This is a genomic window from Leifsonia sp. PARNA 1/14 (assembly GCF_055720965.1).
Genome location: NZ_JBVQSP010000008.1, coordinates 66913 through 89988, shown reverse-complemented (window position 1 = coordinate 89988; position 23076 = coordinate 66913). Strand labels below are relative to the sequence as shown.

Here is a 23076-nt window from a genome sequence, read left to right as displayed (position 1 = left end):
TCAGTCGCGGGTGAGCTTGCGGTAGGCCGACCGGTGCGGCTTGGCGGCGTCGGGGCCCAGGCGCTGGACCTTGTTCTCCTCGTAGGCCTCGAAGTTGCCCTCGAACCAGTACCAGTCGGACGGGTTCTCCTCGGTGCCTTCGTACGCGAGGATGTGCGTCGCGATGCGATCGAGGAACCACCGGTCGTGGGTGATGACCACGGCGCAGCCCGGGAACTCGAGGAGGGCGTTCTCGAGGCTCGACAGCGTCTCGACGTCGAGGTCGTTGGTCGGCTCGTCGAGCAGCAGGAGGTTGCCGCCCTGCTTGAGCGTGAGCGCCAGGTTCAAGCGGTTGCGCTCGCCGCCGGACAGCACGCCGGACTTCTTCTGCTGGTCCGGCCCCTTGAACCCGAAGGTGGAGACGTAAGCGCGCGAGGGCACCTCCGTCTTGCCCACCTGGATGTAGTCGAGGCCGTCGGAGACGACCTCCCAGACGTTCTTGTTGGGGTCGATGCCGCCGCGGGTCTGGTCGACGTATGAGATCTGCACCGTCTCGCCGACCTTGAGGTCGCCGCCGTCGAGGGGCTCGAGGCCCACGATCGTCTTGAACAGCGTCGTCTTTCCGACGCCGTTGGGGCCGATCACGCCGACGATGCCGTTGCGCGGCAGCGTGAAGGTGAGCCCGTCGATGAGCACGCGGTCGCCGAAGCCCTTCTGCAGGTTCTTCGCGTCGATCACGATCTGGCCCAGGCGCGGCCCCGGCGGGATCTGGATCTCCTCGAAGTCGAGCTTCCTGGTGCGCTCCGCCTCGGCCGCCATCTCCTCGTAGCGCGCCAGACGCGCCTTGGACTTGGCCTGGCGCCCCTTGGCGTTGCTGCGCACCCAGTCGAGTTCGTCGGAGAGGCGCTTGGCCAGCTTGGCGTCCTTCTTGCCCTGCACCTCGAGACGCTCGCGCTTCTTCTCGAGGTAGGTCGAGTAGTTGCCCTCGTAGGGGTAGAGGTGTCCGCGGTCGACCTCGGCGATCCACTCGGCCACGTGGTCGAGGAAGTACCGGTCGTGGGTGACGGCCAGCACGGCGCCGTGGTACTTGGCGAGGTGCTGCTCGAGCCAGAGCACGCTCTCGGCGTCGAGGTGGTTGGTCGGCTCGTCGAGCAGCAGGAGGTCGGGCTTCTGCAGCAGCAGCTTGCAGAGCGCGACGCGGCGCTTCTCACCGCCGGAGAGGGTGTTCACAGGCCAGTCGCCCGGCGGGCAGCGGAGCGCGTCCATCGCCTGTTCGAGCTGCGAGTCGAGGTCCCAAGCGTCCGCCGCGTCGATCTGCTCCTGCAGCGTGCCCATCTCGGCGAGCAGGGTGTCGAAGTCGGCGTCCGGGTCCGCGAGCAGGCCGGAGATCTCGTTGAAGCGGTCGACCTTGCCCTTGATGTCGCCGACGCCCTCCTGCACGTTCTCGAGGACCGTCTTGTTCTCGTCGAGCAGCGGCTCCTGCATGAGGATGCCCACCGTATAGCCCGGCGAAAGCTTCGCCTCGCCATTGGACGGGGTGTCGAGGCCGGCCATGATCTTCAGGATGGTCGACTTACCGGCGCCGTTCGGGCCGACGACGCCGATCTTGGCTCCCGGGAGGAACGCCATCGTGACGTCGTCCAGGATCACCTTGTCGCCGACCGCCTTGCGCGCCCTGACCATCGAGTAAATGTATTCGGCCACTCTTCTTCCTAAACTCCCTGTCGTGGATTCGCACAGCCCTGGATTCGCACAGACCATCGGCGCCACGGCGGTTCGACCGCCCGGTGCACAGCCCTGTACGAGGATACCGGCAACTACCAGTCGATAGGTCGGGTCTGGCCGATCAGGCACCCGCCGGTCGACAATGTGGCGGATGTCGTGCTCTCGTAGCCGCCCGCATCCGCGCCGTACTGTCCGATGAGGCAGGTGTCGCCCAGCTGAACCGAGAACTGGATCGAGTTGGCCTTGAGGCCGATCGTCGTCGTGTCCGCCGTCACCTGCATGTCGCTCTTGGTGAACCCGGCGGCGACGAGCGCGTCGATGAAGTCGCGACCCTGCGCCCCGGCATTGGCGGCGATGGTCGCCTGGTTGATCTTGTCGAAGTACGGGAGGTTCTGGGTGGCCGTGCCGCCCGGGACGAGCGCGGGACCGGCGGCCGCCGTGGAGGTCGGCGTGGCAGTCGCGCCCGGACTCGCGCCGGGTGTCGCGCCGGGAGTCGGTGCGGAGTGCGTCTCCGTCGGGGTCGCGTGCGGCATCGCGCTGCACCCGCTGAGAGCGACGGCCAGAGCCAGGGCCGCGCCGGCGAGGGCCGCCGCGCGCGACCTCCACCGGTGTCGGGCGGCGGTCGGACGGGCCTTCGCTGTCATGCTGACCACACTAGGGCTCCAGGCCTGTGGGATCTCCTCGAACCTCTTCACGGGCCACGAGTGGCGCCTGGGCCACGAACCGTGTGAAGACGCTGCTCCCCCAGCTCAGGTCGTGACCGATGGCGTGCGCTTCGATCTCGGCGGTGACGCCTTCCGGTTCACCCTCCCAGTCGCGCACCCGCAGCCGTCCGCAGACCACCAACGGATCGCCGCGAGCGACGCAGGCGGCGGCGCTCACCGCCAGCTGGTGCGTCGCGCTCACGGTGTACCAGTTGTGCCCGAGCGGCCCGTCACCGGTCACCAGCCGGAAGATCGTGACCGGCGCGCCGGCCTCCGGCGTCACATGCCTCGGGCTGGTCGCCACCACCCCGCGCACCGCCACTGCATCCGGCATCGTCTTCCCCGTCTCCGACCTCCTGGTGAGGTCGAGACCACTCTCGCCGACGTAGCCTCCGCCGCAGCGGCGAGCCGTGGATCAGTGGAGAAGCCGGTCGCGCCGAGAAAGTGTGGAGGAGAGAAGCCGTCAGGCCGCGATCACGTACGGCGCATACGACGCCCGGATCTTGTTGACCTTCGGCAGCGCGACGGCCAGGCAGTAACCCTGGCTGGGGTTCTTCGCGAAGAAGTCCTGGTGGTACTCCTCCGCCCGATAGAACAGGCCGAGCGGCTCGATCGTGGTCACGATGCCGCCCTCCCAGTACTCGGAGGCGCGCTCGCGTGCCGCTTCGAACAGCTCGCGCTGCCCGTCGCCGTCGTAGAACATCGCCGAGCGGTACTGCGTGCCGACGTCCGCACCCTGGCGGTTCAGCTGCCGGGGATCGTGCAGCGTGAAGAACACGTCCAGGATCACGTCTGCCGGGATGACCTCCGGATCGAAGGTCACCGCGACGGCTTCGGCATGCCCCGTCGTGCCGGTGCACACCTCCTCATAGGTCGGGTCGACGGTCGTGCCGCCCGTATAGCCGGACACCACGTCCTGCACGCCCCGAAGAACGCGGTACACCGCGTCCAGGCACCAGAAGCAGCCGCCGGCGACGACGAAAGTCTCCATCGCTCACATTCCCTTCGATCCGTGTCACCCTCATTCTCCCCCGCGGGATGCGCGACACAGCGCCCGGGCTGCCCGGCCCGGAAGCAAGACGCCGTTAGCATCGCGGCATGCAGTGGTGGAATGACTTCGTCGACTGGCTCAACTCGTCGGCCGCCCAGCCCGCGGTCTTCAATGCGGTGGTCCTCGCGATCGCCGTCATCGTCTCCGGATTGCTCGCCGCGTGGATCGCACGCGGCGCCCTCCGCGGACTCCTCAAGCGCACCGACCGCCAGCAGAAGGCCAGTGCGATCGCCGCGCTCGTCGACGCGGCGACGGAGGCGTCCGTCTGGAACTCGCTGACCCCCGCGGAGCAGGTGCTCTCGGACCGCGCCGTCGGTCAGGCCGACATCCTGGTGCGGCTGCTCCCGATCAAGGGGTCGGGCATCGCCGCGAACTGGGCGGGCCACCAGCTCGCCGAGATGAAGCGCGCGTCGGCGACCTTCGGATACCAGCTCGACCCCGCCGTCGCGGAGTTCCGCGACCGTCTGATCGAGTGGCAGAACAAGCCGAGTCGGGCGCGCCGCATCTTCCAGGGCGACCTCGAGCGCTGGCGGTTCGAGTCCACGGACACCGACCGGACGCTGGTGGCCCAGCAGGATGCGTGGGTCGCCCAGCAGCACCACGAGCAGTACGCGCAGCCTGCGGCGGCTTCGAGCACGCCGGCCGCTCCCGTCGCTCCCGCCGCACCCACCGCGTCCGCGGCTCCGACCGCTCCCCATACGACGCGCTTCGCCACCGACCCGGGCGCCACGGACGAGCAGACGCCCCTCCCGGTGTCGGCCTTCGCCGCCTCCGGTGACGACAACGACACATCCCCGAGCCCGCGCTTCGGCCAGCCCGTCGGCTGACCCGAGCGCTTTCAGCGACCCGAATCCGCTCCGGGCCACCCACCACGGAAACGAAGGGGCGCCGACCACCCGGTCGGCGCCCCTTCGCCGTTCGCCAAAGCGTGCGAACGCCGGATCAGCGCGTGTAGTCGCCGCGCTCGGTCCACCAGTCGTCGAACAGGCTCGCGGGCACCCGCCGCTTGTGCTCGGTCGCCAGGTACCGGGTCTCGATCGCCGACGCAACGTGCTCCGACACGTCCTGGCCCTCGAGGAAGTCGTCGATGTCGTCGTACTGGATGCCCAGGTTCGCCTCGTCGGTCTGCCCGGGGTCCAGGTCGAGGAGGTCGGCTGTCGGCGCCTTCTCGTAGAGTCGCGCCGGCGCGTCGAGATGCTCCAGCAGCGCCCGGCCCTGACGCTTCGTGAGCCCGGTCAGCGGGAGGACGTCCGCGCCGCCGTCGCCGTACTTGGTGAAGAAGCCGGTGACGGCCTCCGCGGCGTGGTCGGTGCCGACCACCAGCAGCCGGCGCTGACCGGCGATCGCATACTGCGCGACCATCCGCAGTCGCGCCTTCACGTTGCCCTTGTTGAAGTCGGTCAGCGACTCGCCGAGAGCGTCGGCGAACTCGGCCTGCACGCCGTCGACGCCGCGCTGGATGTTGAACGTCACCGTCTGCTGGGGCTTGATGAACGAGAGCGCCAGCTGCGCGTCGGCCTCATCGTGCTGCACGCCGTACGGAAGCCGCACCGCGAAGAACTCAGCCTCGGTGCCGTCCTGCGCGAGGCGCTCGACCGCGAGCTGGCACAGCCGACCGGCGAGCGAGGAGTCCTGCCCGCCGCTGATGCCGAGCACGAAACCGGAGGCCCCGGTCGCCTTCAGATACCGCACCAGGAAGTCCACTCTGCGCTCGACCTCCCCCGCGGGGTCGATGACCGGGGAGACATTCAGCTCGTCGATGATTCTGGCTTGGAGATCGCGCATGACGACACCCTAGCCCGCGCGGATTTCGTGCGTATGAACTCCCCGTCCACCGCGCGGGCCTCTAGCATCGGCACCATGGATCCGAAGGTCGCCACCATCGTCCTGGTCCCCCTGCTCGCGGTCGTGGCCGCCCTCCTCGCCTCGCTGGTCGGACGGGTCGCGAAGATCCCCCTCGTCGTCTTCGAGATCGTGCTCGGCATCGTGGTCGGGCCGAGTGTGCTCGGCTGGGTGCCCGCCTCCGACGCCCTGCACGCTGTCGGCCAGTTCGGCCTGGCGTTCCTCTTCTTCATGGCGGGCAACGAGATCGACTTCCACGCGATCCGCGGGCGGCCGCTGCGCCGCGCCTCCCTCGGCTGGCTGGTCTCCCTCGTCGCCGGCGTGCTGATCGGCGTGCTGCTGGCGCCCGATCCGATCGCCGGCGTCTACATCGGCGTCGCGCTGTGCTCGACCGCGCTGGGCACACTCATGCCGATGCTGCGCGACGCCGGTGAACTGCGCACGCCGTTCGGGCTCGCGGTCACCGCGGTGGGTGCCGTCGGCGAGTTCGGCCCGCTGCTCGCCATCTCGCTCTTCCTCAGCGGGCGCAGGCCGCTCGCGGCCGCGCTCGTGCTGATCGCATTCGCGGTGATCGCCGCCGCCGCGGTCTGGTTCGCCGCACGGGGAGGCCACGAGCGCTTCCACGCCCTGGTGCGGGCGACGCTGCACACGAGCGGCCAGTTCGCGATCCGGTTCGTCGTCCTGGTGGTGGCCGCGCTCGTCGGGCTGAGTCTCGCCCTCGGGCTGGACATGCTGCTCGGCGCCTTCGCCGCCGGTGTCATCTGCCGTGTGCTGCTGAGCGGGGCGAGGGAGAGCGACGCGCGCCTCATCGAGACGAAGCTGGAGGCTGTGGCGTTCGGCGTGCTGGTCCCGGTGTTCTTCATCGAGACCGGAATCACCTTCGACCTCCGCACGCTCGTCACCGACCCGCACGCGCTGCTGCTGCTTCCCCTCCTCGTGGTTCTGCTGCTCGTCGTCCGCGGACTGCCCGGCTCGATCGCGGCGCCGCCCGGGTCCACGTTCGCCGACCGGGCCTCCCTGACGCTGTTCAGCGCCACCGGGCTGCCGATCATCGTGGCGGTGACCAGCATCGGTGTCGCCGACCGCGATCTGACGTCCGGCACGGCGACCGCGCTGGTCGGCGCCGGGATGCTGTCGGTGCTGATCTTCCCGGTGATCGCGCTCACGCTGCGTCGCCGCTCCTCCGACGGCGGCCTTCGGCCTCCCGACCCGGACCAGGTGGCCGTGGAGGGCTGAGACAGCGGCCCCTTCAGCCGTCCCGCTCAGGGCACGCGCGTGACCGCCCGGGCAAGGATCGCCGTGGTGAGCGCCTCCACCGGCTCGCGTGCCGCCGACGGGTTCGACAGCAACGTGAAGTCGACATGGCCGAGTTCCGGCAGCCCGAAGCGGTTCGTCACCTTGATCAGGTCCGAAGGGATGAGCGACCGAGGGAAGACGGCGACCCCGAGCCCGGCGCGCACCGCGGCGAGCACACCGTTGACCTCGCGCGTGTTGCAGGTGATCCTCCAAGTGCGCCCGGCCTGCTCGAGCGCTTCGATCGTGATCTGCCGGCTCAAGCTCGGCCCTTGGTAGGCGATCAGCGGCACCGGGGCGTCCGGATCGAGAGCGGTCTTCTCCTGCCCGATCCAGACCAGCTCGTCGGTGGCGACGACGGTGCCCTCGGTGGTGCCCGGGTTCTGCTTGATGAAGATCAGATCGAGGTGACCCGCCTGCAAGCGGCGGTGCAGCGGCCCGGACTGGTCGACCGTGAGCTCGAGATTGACCTGGGGGTTCTGCTGCCGGAAGTGCCGGAGGATACGTGGGAGGGTCGTGATCGCCAGGTCGTCCGCCGCGCCGAAACGCAGCCGGCCGCGCATCGCCGATCCGCTGAAGTAGCTGTCGGCCTCGGCGTGGGCGGCGAGGATCGTACGCGCGAACCCGGCCATCGCATCCCCGTTGTCGGTGAGCCGGACCTCCCGGGTGTCCCGGGCCACCAACTGCCGCTTCGCCGCCTGCTCCAGCCTCCGCACGTGCTGACTGACCGTCGGCTGGCTGATGCCGAGGCGCTGGGCCGCGCGCGTGAACGAGCGCGTGTCTGCGATCGCCAGGAACGTCCGGAGCAGGACCGGGTCGAACATGCGGCCTCCATCGCGTCGAGCGGATCATTGCGAAACCCAATGGGAGTTATAGGGTCGATTCGCTGAAAGAATAGCGCGGATTCCGTAGCGTTGAAGCAAGCAGATCAGTATACGAAACCAGGAACGCAGGAAATCCCCGTGGCGAACCCCGCAGCAGCCGTCCCCGCCCCAGCCACCTCCACCCCCTCGGCGCCGCCCACCGGCCCGATGCCGGTGCTCTCGGCCCGGCCTCCGTGGCGCGAGACCTTCATCTCGCTTCGCGTCACCAACTACCGGCGCTTCGCCGGCAGCAACCTGGTCGCCAACACTGCGGTGTGGATGCAACGCATCGCGATGGACTGGCTCGTCCTCCAGCTCTCGGGAAGCGTGGCAGCCGTCGGCATCACGGTCTTCATGCAGTTCACGCCCATGCTGATCTTCGGCCTCTGGGGCGGCGTCATCGCCGACCGCTACTCGAAGCAGCGCCTGCTCGTCTGCACGCAGTCGGCCGCGGCCGCCCTCGCCGCGCTGCTCGCCGTGCTGACCCTCAGCGGCGCCGTGGAGGTCTGGCACGTCTATGCGATCTCCTTCGCCCTCGGCCTGGTCACCGTGGTCGACAACCCCGCCCGTCAGGTGTTCGTCAACGAGCTCGTCGGCCCTGCGTATCTCCGCAACGCGATCAGCCTCAACTCCTCGATCTTCCAGCTCGGCGGCCTGATCGGCCCGGCGCTGGGAGGCATCCTGATCACCGCGGTCGGCGGCGGCTGGTCGTTCGCGATCAACTCCGTCGCCTGCCTGGCGGTCGTCGGGTCGCTGCTCAGCCTCCGCCGCGGCGAGCTGCACCACTCCCCCGCCGCCCCGCGAGGCAAGGGCCAGTTGACAGAAGGGATGCGCTACGTACGCCGCAAGCCGGTCATCTTCTGGACCGTAGTCATGGTCGCGGTGCTCGCGGTCTTCGCGTTCAACATGCCGGTGTTCCTCGCCGCGTACGCCAACGACGTCTACGACGTCGGCGCCCAGGGCTACGGAATGTTCAACGCGCTCGTCGCCGCCGGCGCACTGGCGGGCGCCCTGGCCTCCACCCGCCGCACCTCGGTGCGGCTCTCGATGGTCGTCGGAACGGCCGCCGCGCTCGGCGTCGTGCAGGCCCTCGCGGGGTTCGCACCGGGCGAGATCGCCTTCAGCGTGCTGCTCGTCGGCATCGGCGTGGGGAACCTCCTGTTCATCACCGCGGCCAACTCCCTGGTGCAGATGTCGTCGAACGTGCAGATCCGCGGGCGCGTGATCTCGCTCTACATCCTCGTCCTCCTCGGCGGACAGGCGCTCGGCGGCCCGCTCATGGGCTGGATCGTGGAGGCCGCCGGCCCGCACATCGCGATGGCGATCTCCGGGCTCGTCCCCGCCCTCGCCTCGGTGATCGTGGCGTTGATGATCGCCCGCCACGCGAGCCTGCGACTGCGCTTCGGCCTCCGCGGCAGGCGCCCGGTCATCGCGATCGTCAACCGCGCTGGCAAGGCGGGCGCCTCGCTGTAAGCCCCGGCGAGGTCCGGGCCGCCCTCGCCCGCTACGGTATCGTGGAGGCCGCGCCCCCGTAGCTCAGCGGATAGAGCAGGAGCCTTCTAATCTCTTGGTCGCAGGTTCGATTCCTGCCGGGGGCACGTCAGATCGCCCGCGCGGCGGCGACCAGCACCTGGTTGAGCGTCGGTACGCCCTCGGCGCGGAACACCTCCGAGCCGTCCTCGCCGAGCACGATCACCGTCGGCGTCGAGCGGATGCCGTCGCGCTCGGCGCGCTCCGGTTCGCGAGCGACGTCCCGCTCCGTCACCGACAGAGCAGGGACCAGCCGGATCGCCTCCGCGAGCACCGCCCTGGTCTGCATGCACGGCTCGCAGAACGCCGACGAGTACAGGGTCAGCGCGACCTCCCGGGTGACGGGACGGTCAACAGCGGGTGTCGCATCCACGACCACCAGTGTACGTCCGGCGAATTCCCGGCGACGATCCCGCTACCTCCCCCGGCGCGTCACCCGAACGCAACCACTGCGACCGACAATCGGGACGTGAGCCGAACCACTTATACGCGGTACGTGGCCCTCGGGGACTCGATCACCGAGGGGCTCTGCGACCCTGCGCCGGCACGGCCGGGAACCTGGCTGGGCTGGGCGGACCGGCTCGCGGGGATCCTCGACGGGGACGCCAGGCTGTCCGGGCACTCCGTCGAATTCGCCAACCTCGCCGTGCGCGGCCGCCGCATCGCCGACGTGGTCGGCGAGCAGGTGCCAGGCGCGCTCGCGCTGAAACCGGACCTGGTGTCGGTGCTCGTCGGCGCGAACGACCTGATGAGCCCCGCCGCCGACCCGGACGCCCTGGCCGAGCGGCTCTCCGACGGCGTGCGGATGCTCCGGGCGCACGGCACGACCGTGCTGCTCGCCAACCTGTTCGACCCGCAGTTCGCCTTCTTCCTCAAGCCGTTCCGCGGGCGAGCCGCGGTGTTCAACGCGAACATCTGGAGCATCGCTCGCGACCACCACGCCGTCGTGCTCGACGTCTGGGGCGTGCGCGAGTTCCGCGACCCGGCGATGTGGGGCGCCGACCGCGTTCACCTCAGCTCCCGCGGCCACCGCCTCCTCGCCACGCACGCGGCCCACGCACTCGGCGTGCCGTATGCGGAGACCACGGTCGCCGACGCCTCCGACGGTCGCGACGAGCCCCTCGCATTCGCGGAGACGCCGGACGACCTGCCGTTCCGCACCTGGCTGCGCGTCCACGCCATCCCGTGGGCGGCACGGCGGCTGCGCGGGATCTCCTCCGGCGACGGGCTCAGCGCCAAGCTCCCGGAGGCGCAGCCCGTCCACACCCAGCCGCTGCGCTCCCAGCCCCAGCGGTCCCAGCCCCTGCGGCCCCAGCCCCTGGGCCACCCGCGGATGGTCGGAGGCCCGCACTAGACTGGCCCGCATGGCTGCCTCAACGGATCGACTGGTCTGGATCGACTGCGAAATGACCGGACTCGACCTCGAGGTCGACGAGCTCGTCGAGATCGCCGTGGTGATCACCGACTTCGAGCTGAACGTGCTCGACCCGGGCCTCAGCATCGTCATCAAGCCCGACGCGTCCGCCCTCGCCAACATGAACGACTTCGTGCGAGACATGCACACGACATCCGGCCTCATCGAGGAGATCCCGCACGGCAAGAGCCTCGCCGAAGCCGAGTACGAGGTGCTGGAGTACGTGCTCAAGTACGCACCGACCGCGCGCACGGCCCCGCTCGCCGGGAACACGATCGGCACCGACCGGATGTTCCTGGCCAAATACATGCCGCGCCTCGACACCCACCTCCATTACCGCAACGTCGACGTCTCCTCCATCAAAGAGCTCGCCCGCCGCTGGTATCCCCGCATCTACTTCAACGCCCCGGAGAAGAACGGCGGCCACCGGGCGCTCGCCGACATCCTCGAATCCATCCGCGAGCTCGACTACTACCGCGCGGCCGCGTTCGTGGGCGAGCCGGGACCCACCACCGAGCAGACCCAGGAGGCCGCCGCGGGCGTAGTGGAAAAATGGTCCGCTCGGATGTACTAGAATCGACGAGTTGCCTCGACCGGAACGGCCACCACGGTGAGCCGGTTCGAACGAGAACATGGTGGGTATAGCTCAGCTGGTAGAGCGCCTGGTTGTGGTCCAGGAGGTCGCGGGTTCAAGCCCCGTTACTCACCCCACTGAACGAAAGGCACGTCCTCCACGGGGCGTGCCTTTCGTCTTCTGCCACCTCACTCCGCCGACCGGTGCAGGAGGAAGATGCCGCCGTGCGCCGGTAGATGGCTGCGCTCTCGATCGGTCTCGACATACTCGTCGATGACGGCGACGATGCGACGGTCGAGTTCGGCGACATCCTCGGGCGACAGATGCAGCGAGAACCGCGCGTATGTGGCGATGGAGGTCGGCCCGGCCTCCGCGAGCTCCTGCTGGAACGCATCGACCGGGGCGAATCCGTCCGCGGAGGCGAAGTCGTCCGCCGGCACCGACAGCCACCAGCTCTTCCGCGTCGAGCGGTACGGCTTCTCGAGCGCGCCGCTCTCGCCCGAGCGCACCGCGGCCGACTCCAGGAACCCCGCATCCACCAGTTGTCGCACGTGGTAGTAGACCGTGCCCGGGTCCTCCCCCAGGCGATCCGCCAGCTGCTTGTTCGTCAGCTCGCGGTCGCCGCACAGCCGCAGGATGCGCACCCGCAACGGGTGCGACATCGCCTTGATCTCTTTGACGGTCGCCGGTCGCCGCTTGGCGTCGGGGTCGCCCGACGGAAGGGGCACGGCGGAATCGTGCGAGGACATGCAGCAATGGTATCCACTGATTGAGTTTCCTCACACCGATTGAGTTTTCTCAATCACTGTGGGATCGTGAGAGTCGTGACATCGAAACGTCTCGGATCGGGCTACTGGAAACTGTGGACCTCGTCCGCGCTCTCCAACCTCGCGGACGGAGTCATGAAGGTCGCGCTGCCGCTGGTCGCGATCCGGTTCACCGACTCGCCCGCGCTGATCGCCGGCCTCACATTCGCCTTCACGCTCCCCTGGCTCCTGTTCGCCCTCCTGGCCGGAGCGCTCGCAGACCGGTTCGACCGCCGTCGCCTCATGCTCATCGCGAACGCGGCACGCGCCGCGTTCCTCGCCTGCCTCACCGTCGCGGCGGTCGCAGGTGCCGGATCCATCTGGCTGCTCTATGCCGCGGCCATCTGCATCGGCATCGCCGAGACGGTCTACGACACCTCGTCGCAGTCGATCCTCCCCCAGCTCGTGAGCAGGGACCTCCTGTCGCGCGCCAACGGGCGCCTCTATGCCGCCGAACTCACGACCAACCAGTTCATCGGGCCTCCGCTCGGAGGCTTCCTCGTCGCCCTCGGCGTCGGCCTGGCCTTCGGCGCACCGGTGCTGCTCTGGGTGGCGGCCATCGGGATGCTGCTGCTCGTCCGCGGGCGCTTCACCACCGACCACCCGCGCACCACGACCATCCGCGCCGACATCGCCGAGGGGCTGCGCTTCCTCCGCGGCAACACCCTGCTGCGCACGCTCGCCGTGATGGTCGGCGGTTTCAACTTCGCCAGCAGCGCCGTCTTCACCGTCCTCGTGCTCTATGCCGTGGGGCCGGCCTCCGCGATGAAGCTCACCGATCCCGGCTACGGTCTCCTGCTCACGGCGTCGGCGCTGGGCAGCGTGCTCGGGACGTTCCTGGCCGAGCCGGCCGAGCGACTCCTGGGGAGGTCGCGCTCGCTGACCCTGACCATTCTCGGCTCCCTCCTCACCGTCGCCACGCCCGCGTTCACGACAAGCCCCGTGATCATCGGCGCGGGCTTCTTCGTCGGCGGCATCACCGTCTCGATCTGGAACGTGATCACCGTGTCCCTGCGCCAGCGCGTGACACCGCAGCGCCTGCTGGGCCGGCTGAACTCCGCCTACCGACTCCTGGCGTGGGGCACCATGCCGCTGGGAGCCGCTGCAGCCGGGATCATCGCCCAGTTCTTCGGCATTCCTGCGGTCTTCCTCGTCATGGGCGCCATCGTGCTGTGCCTGACGATCGGGATGATCTGGGTCACGGACGCGCGGATGAACGCGGCCGAGGAGGAGTCGGAGCGGCTGGACGGTGAGGCGCACACCGCAGCCGTGGAGCGCTGACCCGCTGACGCGCTCACGACTTTGCCAGGGATCATGCCCGAATTGTCCAGAGTAGGCGTCTAACGTGGCTTCCCGACGGCATCGATCGCCGTCCGTGCTGCGCCGTGCGTCCCACCCCGACCCGCGGACGACACCCCCGAAGAACCTGGTGCGGCACACCCGCGTCGAACGCCGCGCTCCGGACCACGGGTCCACGAGCGCTCCTGTGCGTCCTGGCGCGGTTCCAGCCCGCCCTACGACCACTCACCCCCCGGGAGTGGTCTCCGCTGCGCGCGTAGCCGAGAAGCTCCCGCGCGGCATGGCGGGGAAGCCCGACCCAGGAAACCAATGCTCAGTTCTCTCCGTTCCACTCTGCGTTCCTCCAACCTCTCCTTCGGCCGAGTGCTCTCCGGCGCGGCGGCGATCATCATGTCGGCGAGCATCGTCACGCCGATGATCGCCCAGCAGCAGGAAAGCGAGCGCGCGACCCGCGAACTCTCGCAGTCCACCGGCATCCACCACGACCAGCTCGGCGTCTACGACAAGCTCTGGCGCGACCGCCTCGAGGGCGTCGCGCAGCAGAGCCTCGCCAAGGCCCAGGCCACCGTGCAGGCCAACGCGGCGAAGGCCGACGCCTCCGCCGCCAAGACCGCGATCGCCGGGCTCGACGACTACAAGAAGCTCGACGACACGAAGCTCCGCAAGAGCATCGACACCACCGACTCCGCGACCGCGGCGCTCGCCGCAGCGGGTGTCGCCGCCGATCAGCGCGCTGCCGCTGCCGCCGCAGCGGCCGCCGCTGCCGCAGCCGCCGCTCAGGCCGCGGCCAACACTCCGGACGGCGCCAAGGCCACCGCACGCGGCCTCGCCGCGAGCACCTACGGCTGGGGCGACGACCAGTTCCAGTGCCTCAGCAGCCTGTGGAGCAAGGAGTCCGGCTGGAACTACCAGGCCTCCAACGGCAGCAGCGGCGCCACCGGCATCCCGCAGGCGCTGCCCGGCAGCAAGATGGCGTCGTTCGGCACCGACTGGGCGTCCAACGCGACCACCCAGATCAAGTGGGGTCTCGACTACATCAAGCGCGGCTACGGCACCCCGTGTGGCGCCTGGGGCCACTCGCAGTCCGTCAACTGGTACTGATCGGCTGCGCCCGGTCCATCCCGCGACACGAGGGACGGCGGCCGCGCCGGTAGACTCGCCCAGGTGAGCACCGGCCCGGCCCCCGTCCCTTCGTCGTCTCCCGACATCCGAGGGGCGCACCTCGTCGGGAGCGTCAACCTCCCCGATGCCGCGGCCGTGTTCGACACGGTGAGCGAGCACCTCGGCGACCGCCTGCGCCGCATCCCCGACGGCGAGGTCGGCGAACGGTTCTACTGGATCCAGTTCCAGACCAAGCGCTTCGATACCATGAGCGGCCTCTCCCGCATCCCGGTCGAGCCGTATTACCTCCGCGGGATCTTCGACGGCCGGCCCTTCCGCCTCGATGAGGGCGTGAGCGCCGACGACCTCGTCTTCCCCGATCTCGGCTACGCGGAGGCCGCCCTGGAGTCCTACGCCGAGTTCGCCCGCCTGCGTGAGGCCGGCGTGATCGCGTCCGGCACGCGGTTCCAGGTCTCCCTCCCCACACCCGCGGCGGTCATCGGAGCGTTCGTCGTGCCGGAGGACCGCTCGGCCGTCGAGCCCGCCTACGAACGCGCATTATTCGGCGAGCTCGCGTCGATCCTCGACGGCATCCCGCGCGTCGACCTGGCCATCCAGTGGGACACCGCCGTCGAGTTCGCGCTGCTCGAGGGCCGCATCGAGCCGTGGTTCGCGGAGCCCGGATCCGACGGCGTCCTCGACGGGGTCGTCGAGCGCGCCGCCCGCCAGGCCGCGTCCGTGCCCGCCGACGTGGAGGTCGGCTTCCACCTCTGCTACGGCGACGTCGAAGAGCAGCACTTCGTCCAGCCCACCGACGCCGGTCGGCTCGCCGCGGTCATCACCGGTGTCCTCCAGGTCTCGCCGCGCCCGATCACCTTCTTCCACCTCCCGGTCCCGATCGCGCGCGACGACCCCGGCTACTTCGCCCCGCTCGCCGCGATCGAGCTCGCCGTCGAGACCGAGCTGTACCTCGGCCTCCTGCACCACGAGGACGGGATCGACGGTGCACGCCGTCGCGCCGCCGCCGCTGCGACGGCACTGCCGCGGTTCGGGGTGGCGACGGAGTGCGGCTTCGGCCGCGGCCCGTCGGAGCGCACCGTCGGCTTGCTCGATCTCCACGCCGCCATCGCCGAAGCCTGGTGACGGTCGCCGTGGATCTCGACGCGGACGCCTTCGAGAGCCTCGTCACCGACGAGCTCGATCAGCTGCCCGACGACATGATCGACGGGTTGGACAACGTCGTCTTCGTCGTGGAGGACCGGCCGGAGGACGGCTCGCTCGACCTCCTCGGCCTGTACGACGGTGTCGCGCTGACCGAGCGCGATGCCTACGGTTTCGGCGAGATGCCCGATCGCATCATCCTCTACCGCGAGCCGCTGCTCTCGATCTGCGAGAACGAAGACGAGCTCCGTGACGAGATCCACGTGACACTCGTGCACGAGATCGCGCATTACTACGGCATCGACGACGAGCGGCTGCACGAGCTCGGCTGGGCCTGAACCCGACAGGGGCAGCACCCATCACCCTGGGCAGTGCGTGACGGATTTCTCGTACTAAGGCGCGGGTGAATCCCGGTCGTGGGTTCATTTCGAGCTGCCCGCCACGGAGGGGCGTTTGCCGCCAAATTACTGGCATTACGCCCGCCGGTGATCGCTGCCCCACGGCGAAAGACCGCGATCCGCGCCTGCTATACAGCCTGTCAAGTCCACGGGAAGACCGATTCCCGGTCCGGCCACACAGGTGAGGTGCTCATGTCGATGTCAGCAACTGCGGGGAAGCCATCCACGATGTCGAGGGTGGCGTTCGCCACGATCATCGCGCTGTTGATGGCGATGTTCGCGGTCATCTCGACGGGCCCGTCGCCGGCTGGCGCGGCCCAGCCATGGTGCGGTGGAACAACACTGTTCGGTGTCGTGCCGGACAACCCCGTGGCCAGTCCGACCAACACCGCATTCGTGGAGATCAACGGCTCGTCGGTCGGCAACGCCCAGTTGAGCGGGTCGCTGGTGACGCGGAGCCCAGGCGATGTGGGCCTCCAGAACGGTCTCGGCATCACCGTCGACGGCTCCTCTGGGTACTCCGCGGCCGACCATGGGACCACGGTCAGGCGTTACGACATGCTCACGGATTCGTGGACTTCATACCCTGGACGGCCGTTGCCGGCCGGTGGCGACAACGTCGTGGCCGGAGCGGTCGACCCGGTGTCCGGCATCTACTACTTCGGCGACATCGGCGCAGGGCCGACCGATCCATCGCTCGGTCACCTCTGGGGCTTCGACACCAGCACCAACCAGCTCATCAGTCCGAGTCCTTTGCTCACGTTCCCGGCGATCGCCGGTGAGGACAACGGGGATATCGCCTTCGACGGGGCCGGCAACCTGTACATCGTCACCTCGGCGACGACGCACGGCAGCCTGGAGGCGGTCCCCGGACCGCTTCCGACGATCGCAGCCCAGGCGCAACAGGTCCAGCCGGTATCGCTGAGCGGTTTCACCGTGCCTCCCGCAGCCGCGGCGGCCGTGAACGGCATCGCGTTCGACGCGGCCGGGACCCTCTACTTGAGCCTCTCCGGAGCCGCGGGCGGAGTGTTCTCGATCGATCCCGGCACCGGTGCGGCCCAGTCAGCACTGACGCCGTTGTCCGCGGCGTTGATCGGCCCGAGTGGCACCGGTCTGGTCGACCTCGCCAGCTGCTCCTTCCCACCGAGCGTCAGCGTTCAGAAGAACGTCGTCTCCCGGGTCAATCCGACGGACCAGTTCACGCTGACCGTGACCGGTCCGACGGTCAGCCTTCCCGCGACGGCGACGACGGTCGGCACCGCCGACGGGCAGCAGCAGACCGCCGCCGGCAATGTCCTCCAGGCGGGCCCCGCTCTCGCCAGGTTCGCTGACACCTACACGGCCACCGAGACCGCAGCCGGGACGACCGACCTGTCGCAATACGCCACGACCTACAGCTGCCTGGACGTGGTCAATCCCACGAATCCTCAGTTCCCGATCAACGGCACGGGCACTACCGCGAACTTCCCGCTCAATCCCTTCGCCGGCCAGTCGCCCTCGATCGTGTGCACCTTCACGAACGCGGCGTCGGCGTCCGCGCTGACGCTGGACAAGACAGCGAGCCCGACGACCGTGAGCACTCCCGGTCAGACCGTGACCTACTCGTTCCTCGTCACGAACACGGGCAATACCGTCGTCAGCTCGATCGCCATCGACGAGACGGCCTTCTCCGGCACAGGACCGGTGCCGGTGCCGAACTGCCCGACCACCACGCTCGACCCGGGCGACAGCACCACGTGCACCTTCGCGTACACCGTGACGGCCGCCGACATCGCTGCGGGCGTCATCGACAACACCGCTGAGGCCACCGGTCTGGACCCGAGCAACTCCACTGTCACCAGCCCGCCGGACTCCGCCCAGGTCACCGCAACCCCGGCGGCCCCGGCTCTGGCGTTGACGAAGACGGCGAACCCGACCACGGTGACTTCCGCCGGTGACACGATCACCTACACCTTCCACGTCACCAACACCGGCAACGTCCCCCTCGACAGCATCGCCATCCAGGAAGGCGCGTTCTCCGGAACCGGCAGCCTCTCCCCGATCACCTGCACCGACACCACCCTCGCCCCCGCAGCCTCCACCGACTGCACCGCCACCTACCAGGCCACTCAAGCCGACATCGACGCCGGACAGATCACCAACGACGCCACCGCCACCGGAAACGACCCCACAGGCGACCCCATCACCAGCCCCCCGGCCGATGCCGACGTCACCGCCCCGAACAACTCGGCATTGACGCTGACCAAGACCGCCGACCCGACGATCGTGAGCACGGCCGGCCAGAACGTGGTCTACACGTTCGAGGTGACCAACACCGGCAACACGACTCTCACCGCCATCGCGATCGCGGAGACCGCATTCTCCGGCACCGGCACCCTGCCCACACCGACCTGCGACACGACCACCCTGGCTCCCAGTGAGAGCACGCAGTGCACCACCAGCTACGCGACCACCGCCGCCGACCTGGGCGCGCCCACCATCGACAACACCGCTGTCGCCACCGGGCAGGACCCTGCCACAGGCACCGTCACGAGCCCCGACGCCTCGGCCGTCGTCACGGTCACTCCGGCCGTCGCGGCTCTGGCGTTGACGAAGACGGCGAACCCGACCACCGTGACCGCGGCCGGTGACACGATCACCTACACCTTCCACGTCACCAACACTGGCAACGTCCCCCTCGACAGCATCGCCATCCAGGAAGGCGCGTTCTCAGGAACCGGCAGCCTCTCCCCCATCACCTGCACCGACACCACCCTCGCCCCCGCAGCCTCCACCGACTGCACCGCCACCTACCAGGCCACTCAGGCCGACATCGACGCCGGACAGATCAGCAACGACGCCACCGCCACAGGCAACGACCCCACAGGCGACCCCATCACCAGCCCCCCGGCTGACGCCGACGTCACCGCCGCCGCCGCACCGGCACTGACTTTGACCAAGACCGTCAACCCGACCAGCGCCACCACCGTCGGTCAGACTGTCACCTACTCCTTCCTGATCGAGAACACCGGCAACACCACCATCACCGACCCCACCGCAGCCGAAGTCACCTTCACCGGCACCGGAGCCGCGCCCGTCATCGACTGCCCCACCGGCGTCATCCTCGCCCCCGGTGACAGCACCATCTGCACCGCCCCCTACACCCTCACCCAGGCCGACATCGACGCCGGACACGTCGACAACACCGCCGTCGCCACCGGAAACGACCCCGGCGACGACATCGTCACCAGCAACACCTCCACCGTCACTCTCCCCCTGCCACCCGCACCCGCACTCGCCCTCATCAAGACCGCCAACCCGACGACCATCGTCACTGTCGGTGACACCATCACCTACACCTTCCACGTCACCAACACCGGCAACGTCACCATGACCGGCATCGGGATCGCTGAGACCGCGTTCTCCGGCACCGGCACCCTGCCCACACCGACCTGCGACACGACCACCCTCGACCCCGGCCAGAGCACCGACTGCACCAGCAGTTACACCGCCACGGCCGCTGACATCGCCGCGGGCATCATCGACAATGCGGCGGAGGCCACCGGACTCGACCCCAGCAACACCACTGTCACGAGTCCACCCGCGACCGCCACCGTCACCGCCGTCAACGCGGCTCTGGCGTTGACGAAGACGGCGAACCCGACCAGGGTGACCGCGGCCGGTGACACCATCACCTACACCTTCCACGTCACCAACACCGGCAATGTCCCGATCGAGAGCATCGCCATCCAGGAAGGCGCGTTCTCCGGAACCGGCAGCCTCTCCCCGATCACCTGCACCGCCACGACCCTGGCACCGGCGGCCTCCACCGACTGCACCGCCACCTACCAGACCACTCAGGCCGACATCGACGCCGGACAGATCAGCAACGACGCCACCGCCACCGGAAACGACCCCACAGGCGACCCCATCACCAGCCCCCCGGCTGACGCCGACGTCACCGCCACCGCCGCACCCGCGCTCACCCTCACCAAGACCGTCGACCCCACCACTGGCGAGCGTCCCGGTCAGGCCGTCACGTACTCGTTCTTGGTGACCAACACAGGCAACGTCTCGGTGAGCGCGGTATCGGTGACGGAAACCGCCTTCTCCGGAACCGGAGACCTGCCCGAGCCGAGCTGCCCGACCACGACACTCGCACCCGGTGACAGCGTCATCTGCACGGCACCCTATGTGCTGACGCAACAGGACGCTGACGCGGGCCGCATCGAAAACGCCGCCACCGCGAGCGGAAACGATCCGACGGGCGGAAACGTCGACACTCCGGAATCGCACGTCGATCTGTTGATTCCGCCGGCGCCTGCCCTCACCCTCCACAAGACCGCCGATCCCAGCCGGATCAGCGCTGCAGGTGACACCATCACCTACACGTTCGTCGTCACCAACACGGGCAACCTCACTCTGACGAACGTGGCCGTGCTCGAGCAGAGCTTCTCGGGCACCGGCCCCCTCACCGTCGACTGCCCCGCGAACACGACCCTGGCAGCAGGAGAGTCGGTGACCTGCACCGCCGATTACCGCGTCACCGACGCCGACTTCGCGGCCGGACAGATCACCAACACGGCACGGGCGACATCCACCGATCCCTCGGGCAGCCCCGTGGAGTCGCCCGACTCGAGTGCGGTCGTCCACGAGGATCCTGTGCTCGCGCCCCCGGCGACACCTGCCCGACCTCCGCTTGCCGACACCGGCAGCATGATCCTGACCTGGCTCGCCCCGCTCGCCGGACTCCTCACGATCATCGGTGCAGGTCTTGCGATCATCACCTCCCGCCGACGCACGAACAAGCAGACTCGCTGAGCCGAGCCCGCAGAAGTGGATGAACGACAGATCATGATGACCACACCCGACACCGCACGGCGCGACGCCCGCACCCCGCTGGCTTTCGCCGTCCTCCTCGCCATGCTGCTCTCCCTCCTCGGGATCGTCTGGCCAGGAGCCCTCGTTCCAGCGAAAGCAGCCGGAGCATTGGACTGCAGCGGAACCGCCATTTTCGGCCAGGTCCCGGACACCGTCTCGGCCACGCCGGGGGTCGCACACCTGCTCAGCATCGACGGAGCGTCCATCGGAAGTCCGCAGATGACGGCTGCGATAGAGTCCACGACGTCGACGGTCGGGCTGAATCAGAACGGGCTCGGAGTCTCCGCGGACGGGTTGGGCGCCTTCGGGGCTTCGGATTCGGGTACCCTCATCCATCGCTACGATGCCGTGGCCGGAACCTGGACGACCTTTCCAGGCCCTACCACCGGCGGCGGTTCGGCAGCCGGCGCGGTCGATCCGATCACCGGCATCTACTACTTCGGCAACCTGGGCGCGGCGGACGGACTGGGCCACCTCTGGGGCTTCGACACCGCGACCAACCAGATGGTCAGCGATGACCCCCTGCTCACGTTCGCGGAAAACGCGGGCCAGGGTAACGGCGACATCGCGTTCGACGGCTCAGGCAATCTCTACATCGTCACATCATCGACATCGGCCGGCACCCTCGAAGTGATCCCTGGTCCGTTGCCAGTGAACGCGGCGGAAGCCACCGAGCTTCCGTCGACCATTCTCAGCACGTTCGCGGTTACGGGTGCGGTCAGCGGAATCGCGTTCGACGGCACCGGAACGCTCTATCTCGGTGGTGGGACCGGCGTCTTCTCGATCGATCCCGGGACGGGGACGACACGGGGCGCTTTGACGCCACTCGACCCTGCGCTGGCGGGCGCCGCTGGACGGGGGCTCGTCGACCTGGCGAGCTGTTCGTTCCCGCCCACGGTCAGCCTCCAGAAGAATGTCGTGTCGCGTGTCAACCCGACAGACCAGTTCACGATGGATGTCACCGGCCCGACGATCAGCCTGCCCGCCACCGCGACCACGATCGGTTCCGCCACGGGTGTTCAGGAGGCCGCCAACGGCCGGACCCTGCAAGCCGGTCCGGCGCTCGCTCGCTTCGGTGACACGTATACGATCACCGAGGTCGCCGCCGGCACCACGAACCTCGCCGAGTACCTGACCACCTACAGCTGCGTCGATGCCGCCAACCCCACGAATCCGGAGTTCCCGCTCACCGGGTCCGGGACGACTGCGAGCTTCGCGCTCGACTCGTTCGCCGGCGAATCACCATCGGTGGTCTGTACATTCACGAACGAGGGGCGCAGCCCCTCGCTGACACTGACCAAGGCCGCGACCCCGACCACCTACACCGGGGCGGGCGAAACGATCAGCTACACCTACACGGTCGACAACACCGGCAATACACCACTCACCGGTATCGACGTCACGGAGACGGCCTTCTCCGGCGCGGGGACGCCGCCCGTGCCGAGTTGCCCGACCACTGCACTCGACCCGGGACAGAGCACGCAATGCACCGCCAGCTACCTGACCACCGCCACCGACGTCACGGCCGGCTCTATCACCAATACCGCTGAAACCTCCGGACAGGACGCCGTGCGGGGAGCCGTGGCGAGCGCGCCGGCGACGGCGACCGTGACGTTGGCCCCGATGCCTGCTTTGAGCCTGACCAAATCCGTGGATTCGTCGACGGCACACGGCCCGGGGCAAATCATCACCTACTCGTACCTGATCTCCAACACCGGCAATGTGCCGGTGACAGGAGTGAACGTCACCGAGACTGCATTCAGCGGAACCGGAGCCAGCCCTGTCGTCGCCTGTCCGAGCGCAGCGGCATCGCTGGCGCCCGGCGACAGCGTCACGTGCACAGCACGGTATGTGTTGACGCAGCAGGATGCCGACGACGGGCAGGTCGGGAACACCGCGACGGCGAACGGGCTCGACCCCGCAGGCGCACCGGTGGCCTCCTCCGCCTCGACGGCGACAGTCACCATCCCTGCAGCGCCGGCGCTGACGCTGACGAAGACGGCCGACCCGACGAGCGTCGCAGCGGCGGGAAATACCATCCGCTACTCGTTCACCGTCACCAACAGCGGCAATGTCACCATCGACGACATCGCCATCGACGAGCGGAGCTTCTCGGGAACAGATGGCACGCTGGACGTGACATGCCCCGCCACGTCCCTCGCGTCGGGCGCCACCACGACCTGTACCGCTGACTACGTGGTGACTGAAGCCGATCTCGGTACGGCGACGATCGTCAATGTCGCCACCGCCGAGGGCTCCGACCCTGCCGGTGACGCCGTCGTCTCGGGCGAGTCCCGCGCCGAAGTCGATGTCGTCATCGCCGCAGTGCCGGCTGCACCCGCGACTCCCGCTTCTCCGTTGGCCGACACCGGAAGCGTGGTCGCGCCTTGGCTCGTCCCGCTCGCCGCGCTTCTCGGGATCGCCGGCACCGGAGTCGCGATCATGGCCTCCCGTCGACGCAGGGCGACAGAGTAGA

20 protein-coding genes and 2 tRNA genes are annotated in these 23076 nt (G+C 68.9%); 13 read left to right on the top strand and 9 right to left on the bottom strand.

The genetic code is table 11. The features are described 5' to 3' along the window. The 4 genes from ettA to msrA form a co-directional block, all read right to left on the bottom strand. The gene (ettA, locus tag AC0HS0_RS18615; protein ID WP_472965634.1) at positions 1–1683 is read right to left on the bottom strand and encodes an energy-dependent translational throttle protein EttA; all 1683 of its coding nucleotides are present in this window, start codon (positions 1681–1683) and stop codon (positions 1–3) included. Positions 1684–1796: 113 nt separating this feature from the next. Continuing rightward, positions 1797–2348 (bottom strand): DUF6993 domain-containing protein, encoded by a 552-nt coding sequence (locus tag AC0HS0_RS18610; protein ID WP_472965633.1) that lies wholly within the window; start codon positions 2346–2348, stop codon positions 1797–1799. Positions 2349–2358: 10 nt separating this feature from the next. Next, complete coding sequence (locus AC0HS0_RS18605) at positions 2359–2742, bottom strand: single-stranded DNA-binding protein (RefSeq protein WP_472965632.1); 384 nt, start codon at positions 2740–2742, stop codon at positions 2359–2361. 129 nt (positions 2743–2871) lie between these two features. Next, a complete protein-coding gene (gene msrA / locus AC0HS0_RS18600) occupies positions 2872–3399 on the bottom strand; it encodes a peptide-methionine (S)-S-oxide reductase MsrA (protein WP_472965631.1) in 528 nt (175 codons plus the stop codon). Positions 3400–3506: 107 nt separating this feature from the next. On the opposite strand from msrA, the gene AC0HS0_RS18595 reads away from it, so the two are divergent. Continuing rightward, positions 3507–4286: a hypothetical protein gene (locus tag AC0HS0_RS18595; RefSeq protein ID WP_472965630.1), complete on the top strand. Its 780-nt coding sequence runs from the start codon at positions 3507–3509 to the stop codon at positions 4284–4286. A 115-nt stretch (positions 4287–4401) separates the two neighbouring features. Here AC0HS0_RS18595 and nadE read toward each other — a convergent pair whose 3' ends face one another. Beyond that, positions 4402–5244 carry an ammonia-dependent NAD(+) synthetase gene (nadE, locus tag AC0HS0_RS18590; protein ID WP_472965629.1) on the bottom strand — a complete coding sequence of 281 codons (843 nt, stop codon included), beginning with the start codon at positions 5242–5244 and terminating at the stop codon, positions 4402–4404. Positions 5245–5319: 75 nt separating this feature from the next. Between nadE and AC0HS0_RS18585 the strand changes: the two genes are divergently transcribed. Continuing rightward, complete coding sequence (locus AC0HS0_RS18585; RefSeq protein ID WP_472965628.1) at positions 5320–6537, top strand: cation:proton antiporter; 1218 nt, start codon at positions 5320–5322, stop codon at positions 6535–6537. Positions 6538–6563: 26 nt separating this feature from the next. Here AC0HS0_RS18585 and AC0HS0_RS18580 read toward each other — a convergent pair whose 3' ends face one another. Further along, positions 6564–7418: a LysR substrate-binding domain-containing protein gene (locus tag AC0HS0_RS18580; RefSeq protein WP_472965627.1), complete on the bottom strand. Its 855-nt coding sequence runs from the start codon at positions 7416–7418 to the stop codon at positions 6564–6566. A 207-nt stretch (positions 7419–7625) separates the two neighbouring features. On the opposite strand from AC0HS0_RS18580, the gene AC0HS0_RS18575 reads away from it, so the two are divergent. Continuing rightward, entirely contained in the window at positions 7626–8930 is a 1305-nt protein-coding gene (locus AC0HS0_RS18575) for an MFS transporter (protein WP_472965690.1), read from the top strand. A 52-nt stretch (positions 8931–8982) separates the two neighbouring features. Next, positions 8983–9055: transfer RNA gene (locus tag AC0HS0_RS18570), tRNA-Arg, on the top strand. A 2-nt stretch (positions 9056–9057) separates the two neighbouring features. Here AC0HS0_RS18570 and AC0HS0_RS18565 read toward each other — a convergent pair. Then, on the bottom strand, positions 9058–9360 hold the full coding sequence (locus tag AC0HS0_RS18565) for a YbbN family protein (protein ID WP_472965626.1): 303 nt from the start codon (positions 9358–9360) through the stop codon (positions 9058–9060). 96 nt (positions 9361–9456) lie between these two features. On the opposite strand from AC0HS0_RS18565, the gene AC0HS0_RS18560 reads away from it, so the two are divergent. From AC0HS0_RS18560 to AC0HS0_RS18550, 3 genes are all read left to right on the top strand, one after another. Beyond that, positions 9457–10341, top strand: a complete 885-nt coding sequence (locus AC0HS0_RS18560) for an SGNH/GDSL hydrolase family protein (RefSeq protein ID WP_472965625.1) — start codon at positions 9457–9459, stop codon at positions 10339–10341. A 10-nt stretch (positions 10342–10351) separates the two neighbouring features. Further along, entirely contained in the window at positions 10352–10975 is a 624-nt protein-coding gene (gene orn / locus AC0HS0_RS18555; RefSeq protein WP_472965624.1) for an oligoribonuclease, read from the top strand. A gap of 61 nt (positions 10976–11036) precedes the next feature. Next, a tRNA-His gene (locus AC0HS0_RS18550) sits at positions 11037–11112 on the top strand. A gap of 51 nt (positions 11113–11163) precedes the next feature. On the opposite strand, the gene AC0HS0_RS18545 is transcribed toward AC0HS0_RS18550, so the two are convergent. Next, positions 11164–11724, bottom strand: a complete 561-nt coding sequence (locus AC0HS0_RS18545) for an ArsR/SmtB family transcription factor (protein WP_472965623.1) — start codon at positions 11722–11724, stop codon at positions 11164–11166. 75 nt (positions 11725–11799) lie between these two features. On the opposite strand from AC0HS0_RS18545, the gene AC0HS0_RS18540 reads away from it, so the two are divergent. From AC0HS0_RS18540 to AC0HS0_RS18525, 4 genes are all read left to right on the top strand, one after another. After that, positions 11800–13062, top strand: a complete 1263-nt coding sequence (locus AC0HS0_RS18540; protein WP_472965622.1) for an MFS transporter — start codon at positions 11800–11802, stop codon at positions 13060–13062. A 327-nt stretch (positions 13063–13389) separates the two neighbouring features. Continuing rightward, entirely contained in the window at positions 13390–14181 is a 792-nt protein-coding gene (locus AC0HS0_RS18535) for an aggregation-promoting factor C-terminal-like domain-containing protein (RefSeq protein ID WP_472965621.1), read from the top strand. Positions 14182–14244: 63 nt separating this feature from the next. Then, on the top strand, positions 14245–15324 hold the full coding sequence (locus tag AC0HS0_RS18530; RefSeq protein WP_472965620.1) for a hypothetical protein: 1080 nt from the start codon (positions 14245–14247) through the stop codon (positions 15322–15324). Between the two features lie 8 nt (positions 15325–15332). Further along, positions 15333–15680, top strand: a complete 348-nt coding sequence (locus AC0HS0_RS18525; RefSeq protein ID WP_472965619.1) for a metallopeptidase family protein — start codon at positions 15333–15335, stop codon at positions 15678–15680. Between the two features lie 200 nt (positions 15681–15880). On the opposite strand, the gene AC0HS0_RS18520 is transcribed toward AC0HS0_RS18525, so the two are convergent. Further along, the gene (locus tag AC0HS0_RS18520) at positions 15881–16027 is read right to left on the bottom strand and encodes a hypothetical protein (RefSeq protein ID WP_472965618.1); all 147 of its coding nucleotides are present in this window, start codon (positions 16025–16027) and stop codon (positions 15881–15883) included. Positions 16028–16094: 67 nt separating this feature from the next. Between AC0HS0_RS18520 and AC0HS0_RS18515 the strand changes: the two genes are divergently transcribed. Continuing rightward, a complete protein-coding gene (locus tag AC0HS0_RS18515) occupies positions 16095–20540 on the top strand; it encodes a beta strand repeat-containing protein (protein ID WP_472965617.1) in 4446 nt (1481 codons plus the stop codon). A gap of 33 nt (positions 20541–20573) precedes the next feature. Beyond that, on the top strand, positions 20574–23075 hold the full coding sequence (locus AC0HS0_RS18510) for a DUF7507 domain-containing protein (RefSeq protein ID WP_472965616.1): 2502 nt from the start codon (positions 20574–20576) through the stop codon (positions 23073–23075). Position 23076 lies beyond the last annotated feature (1 nt).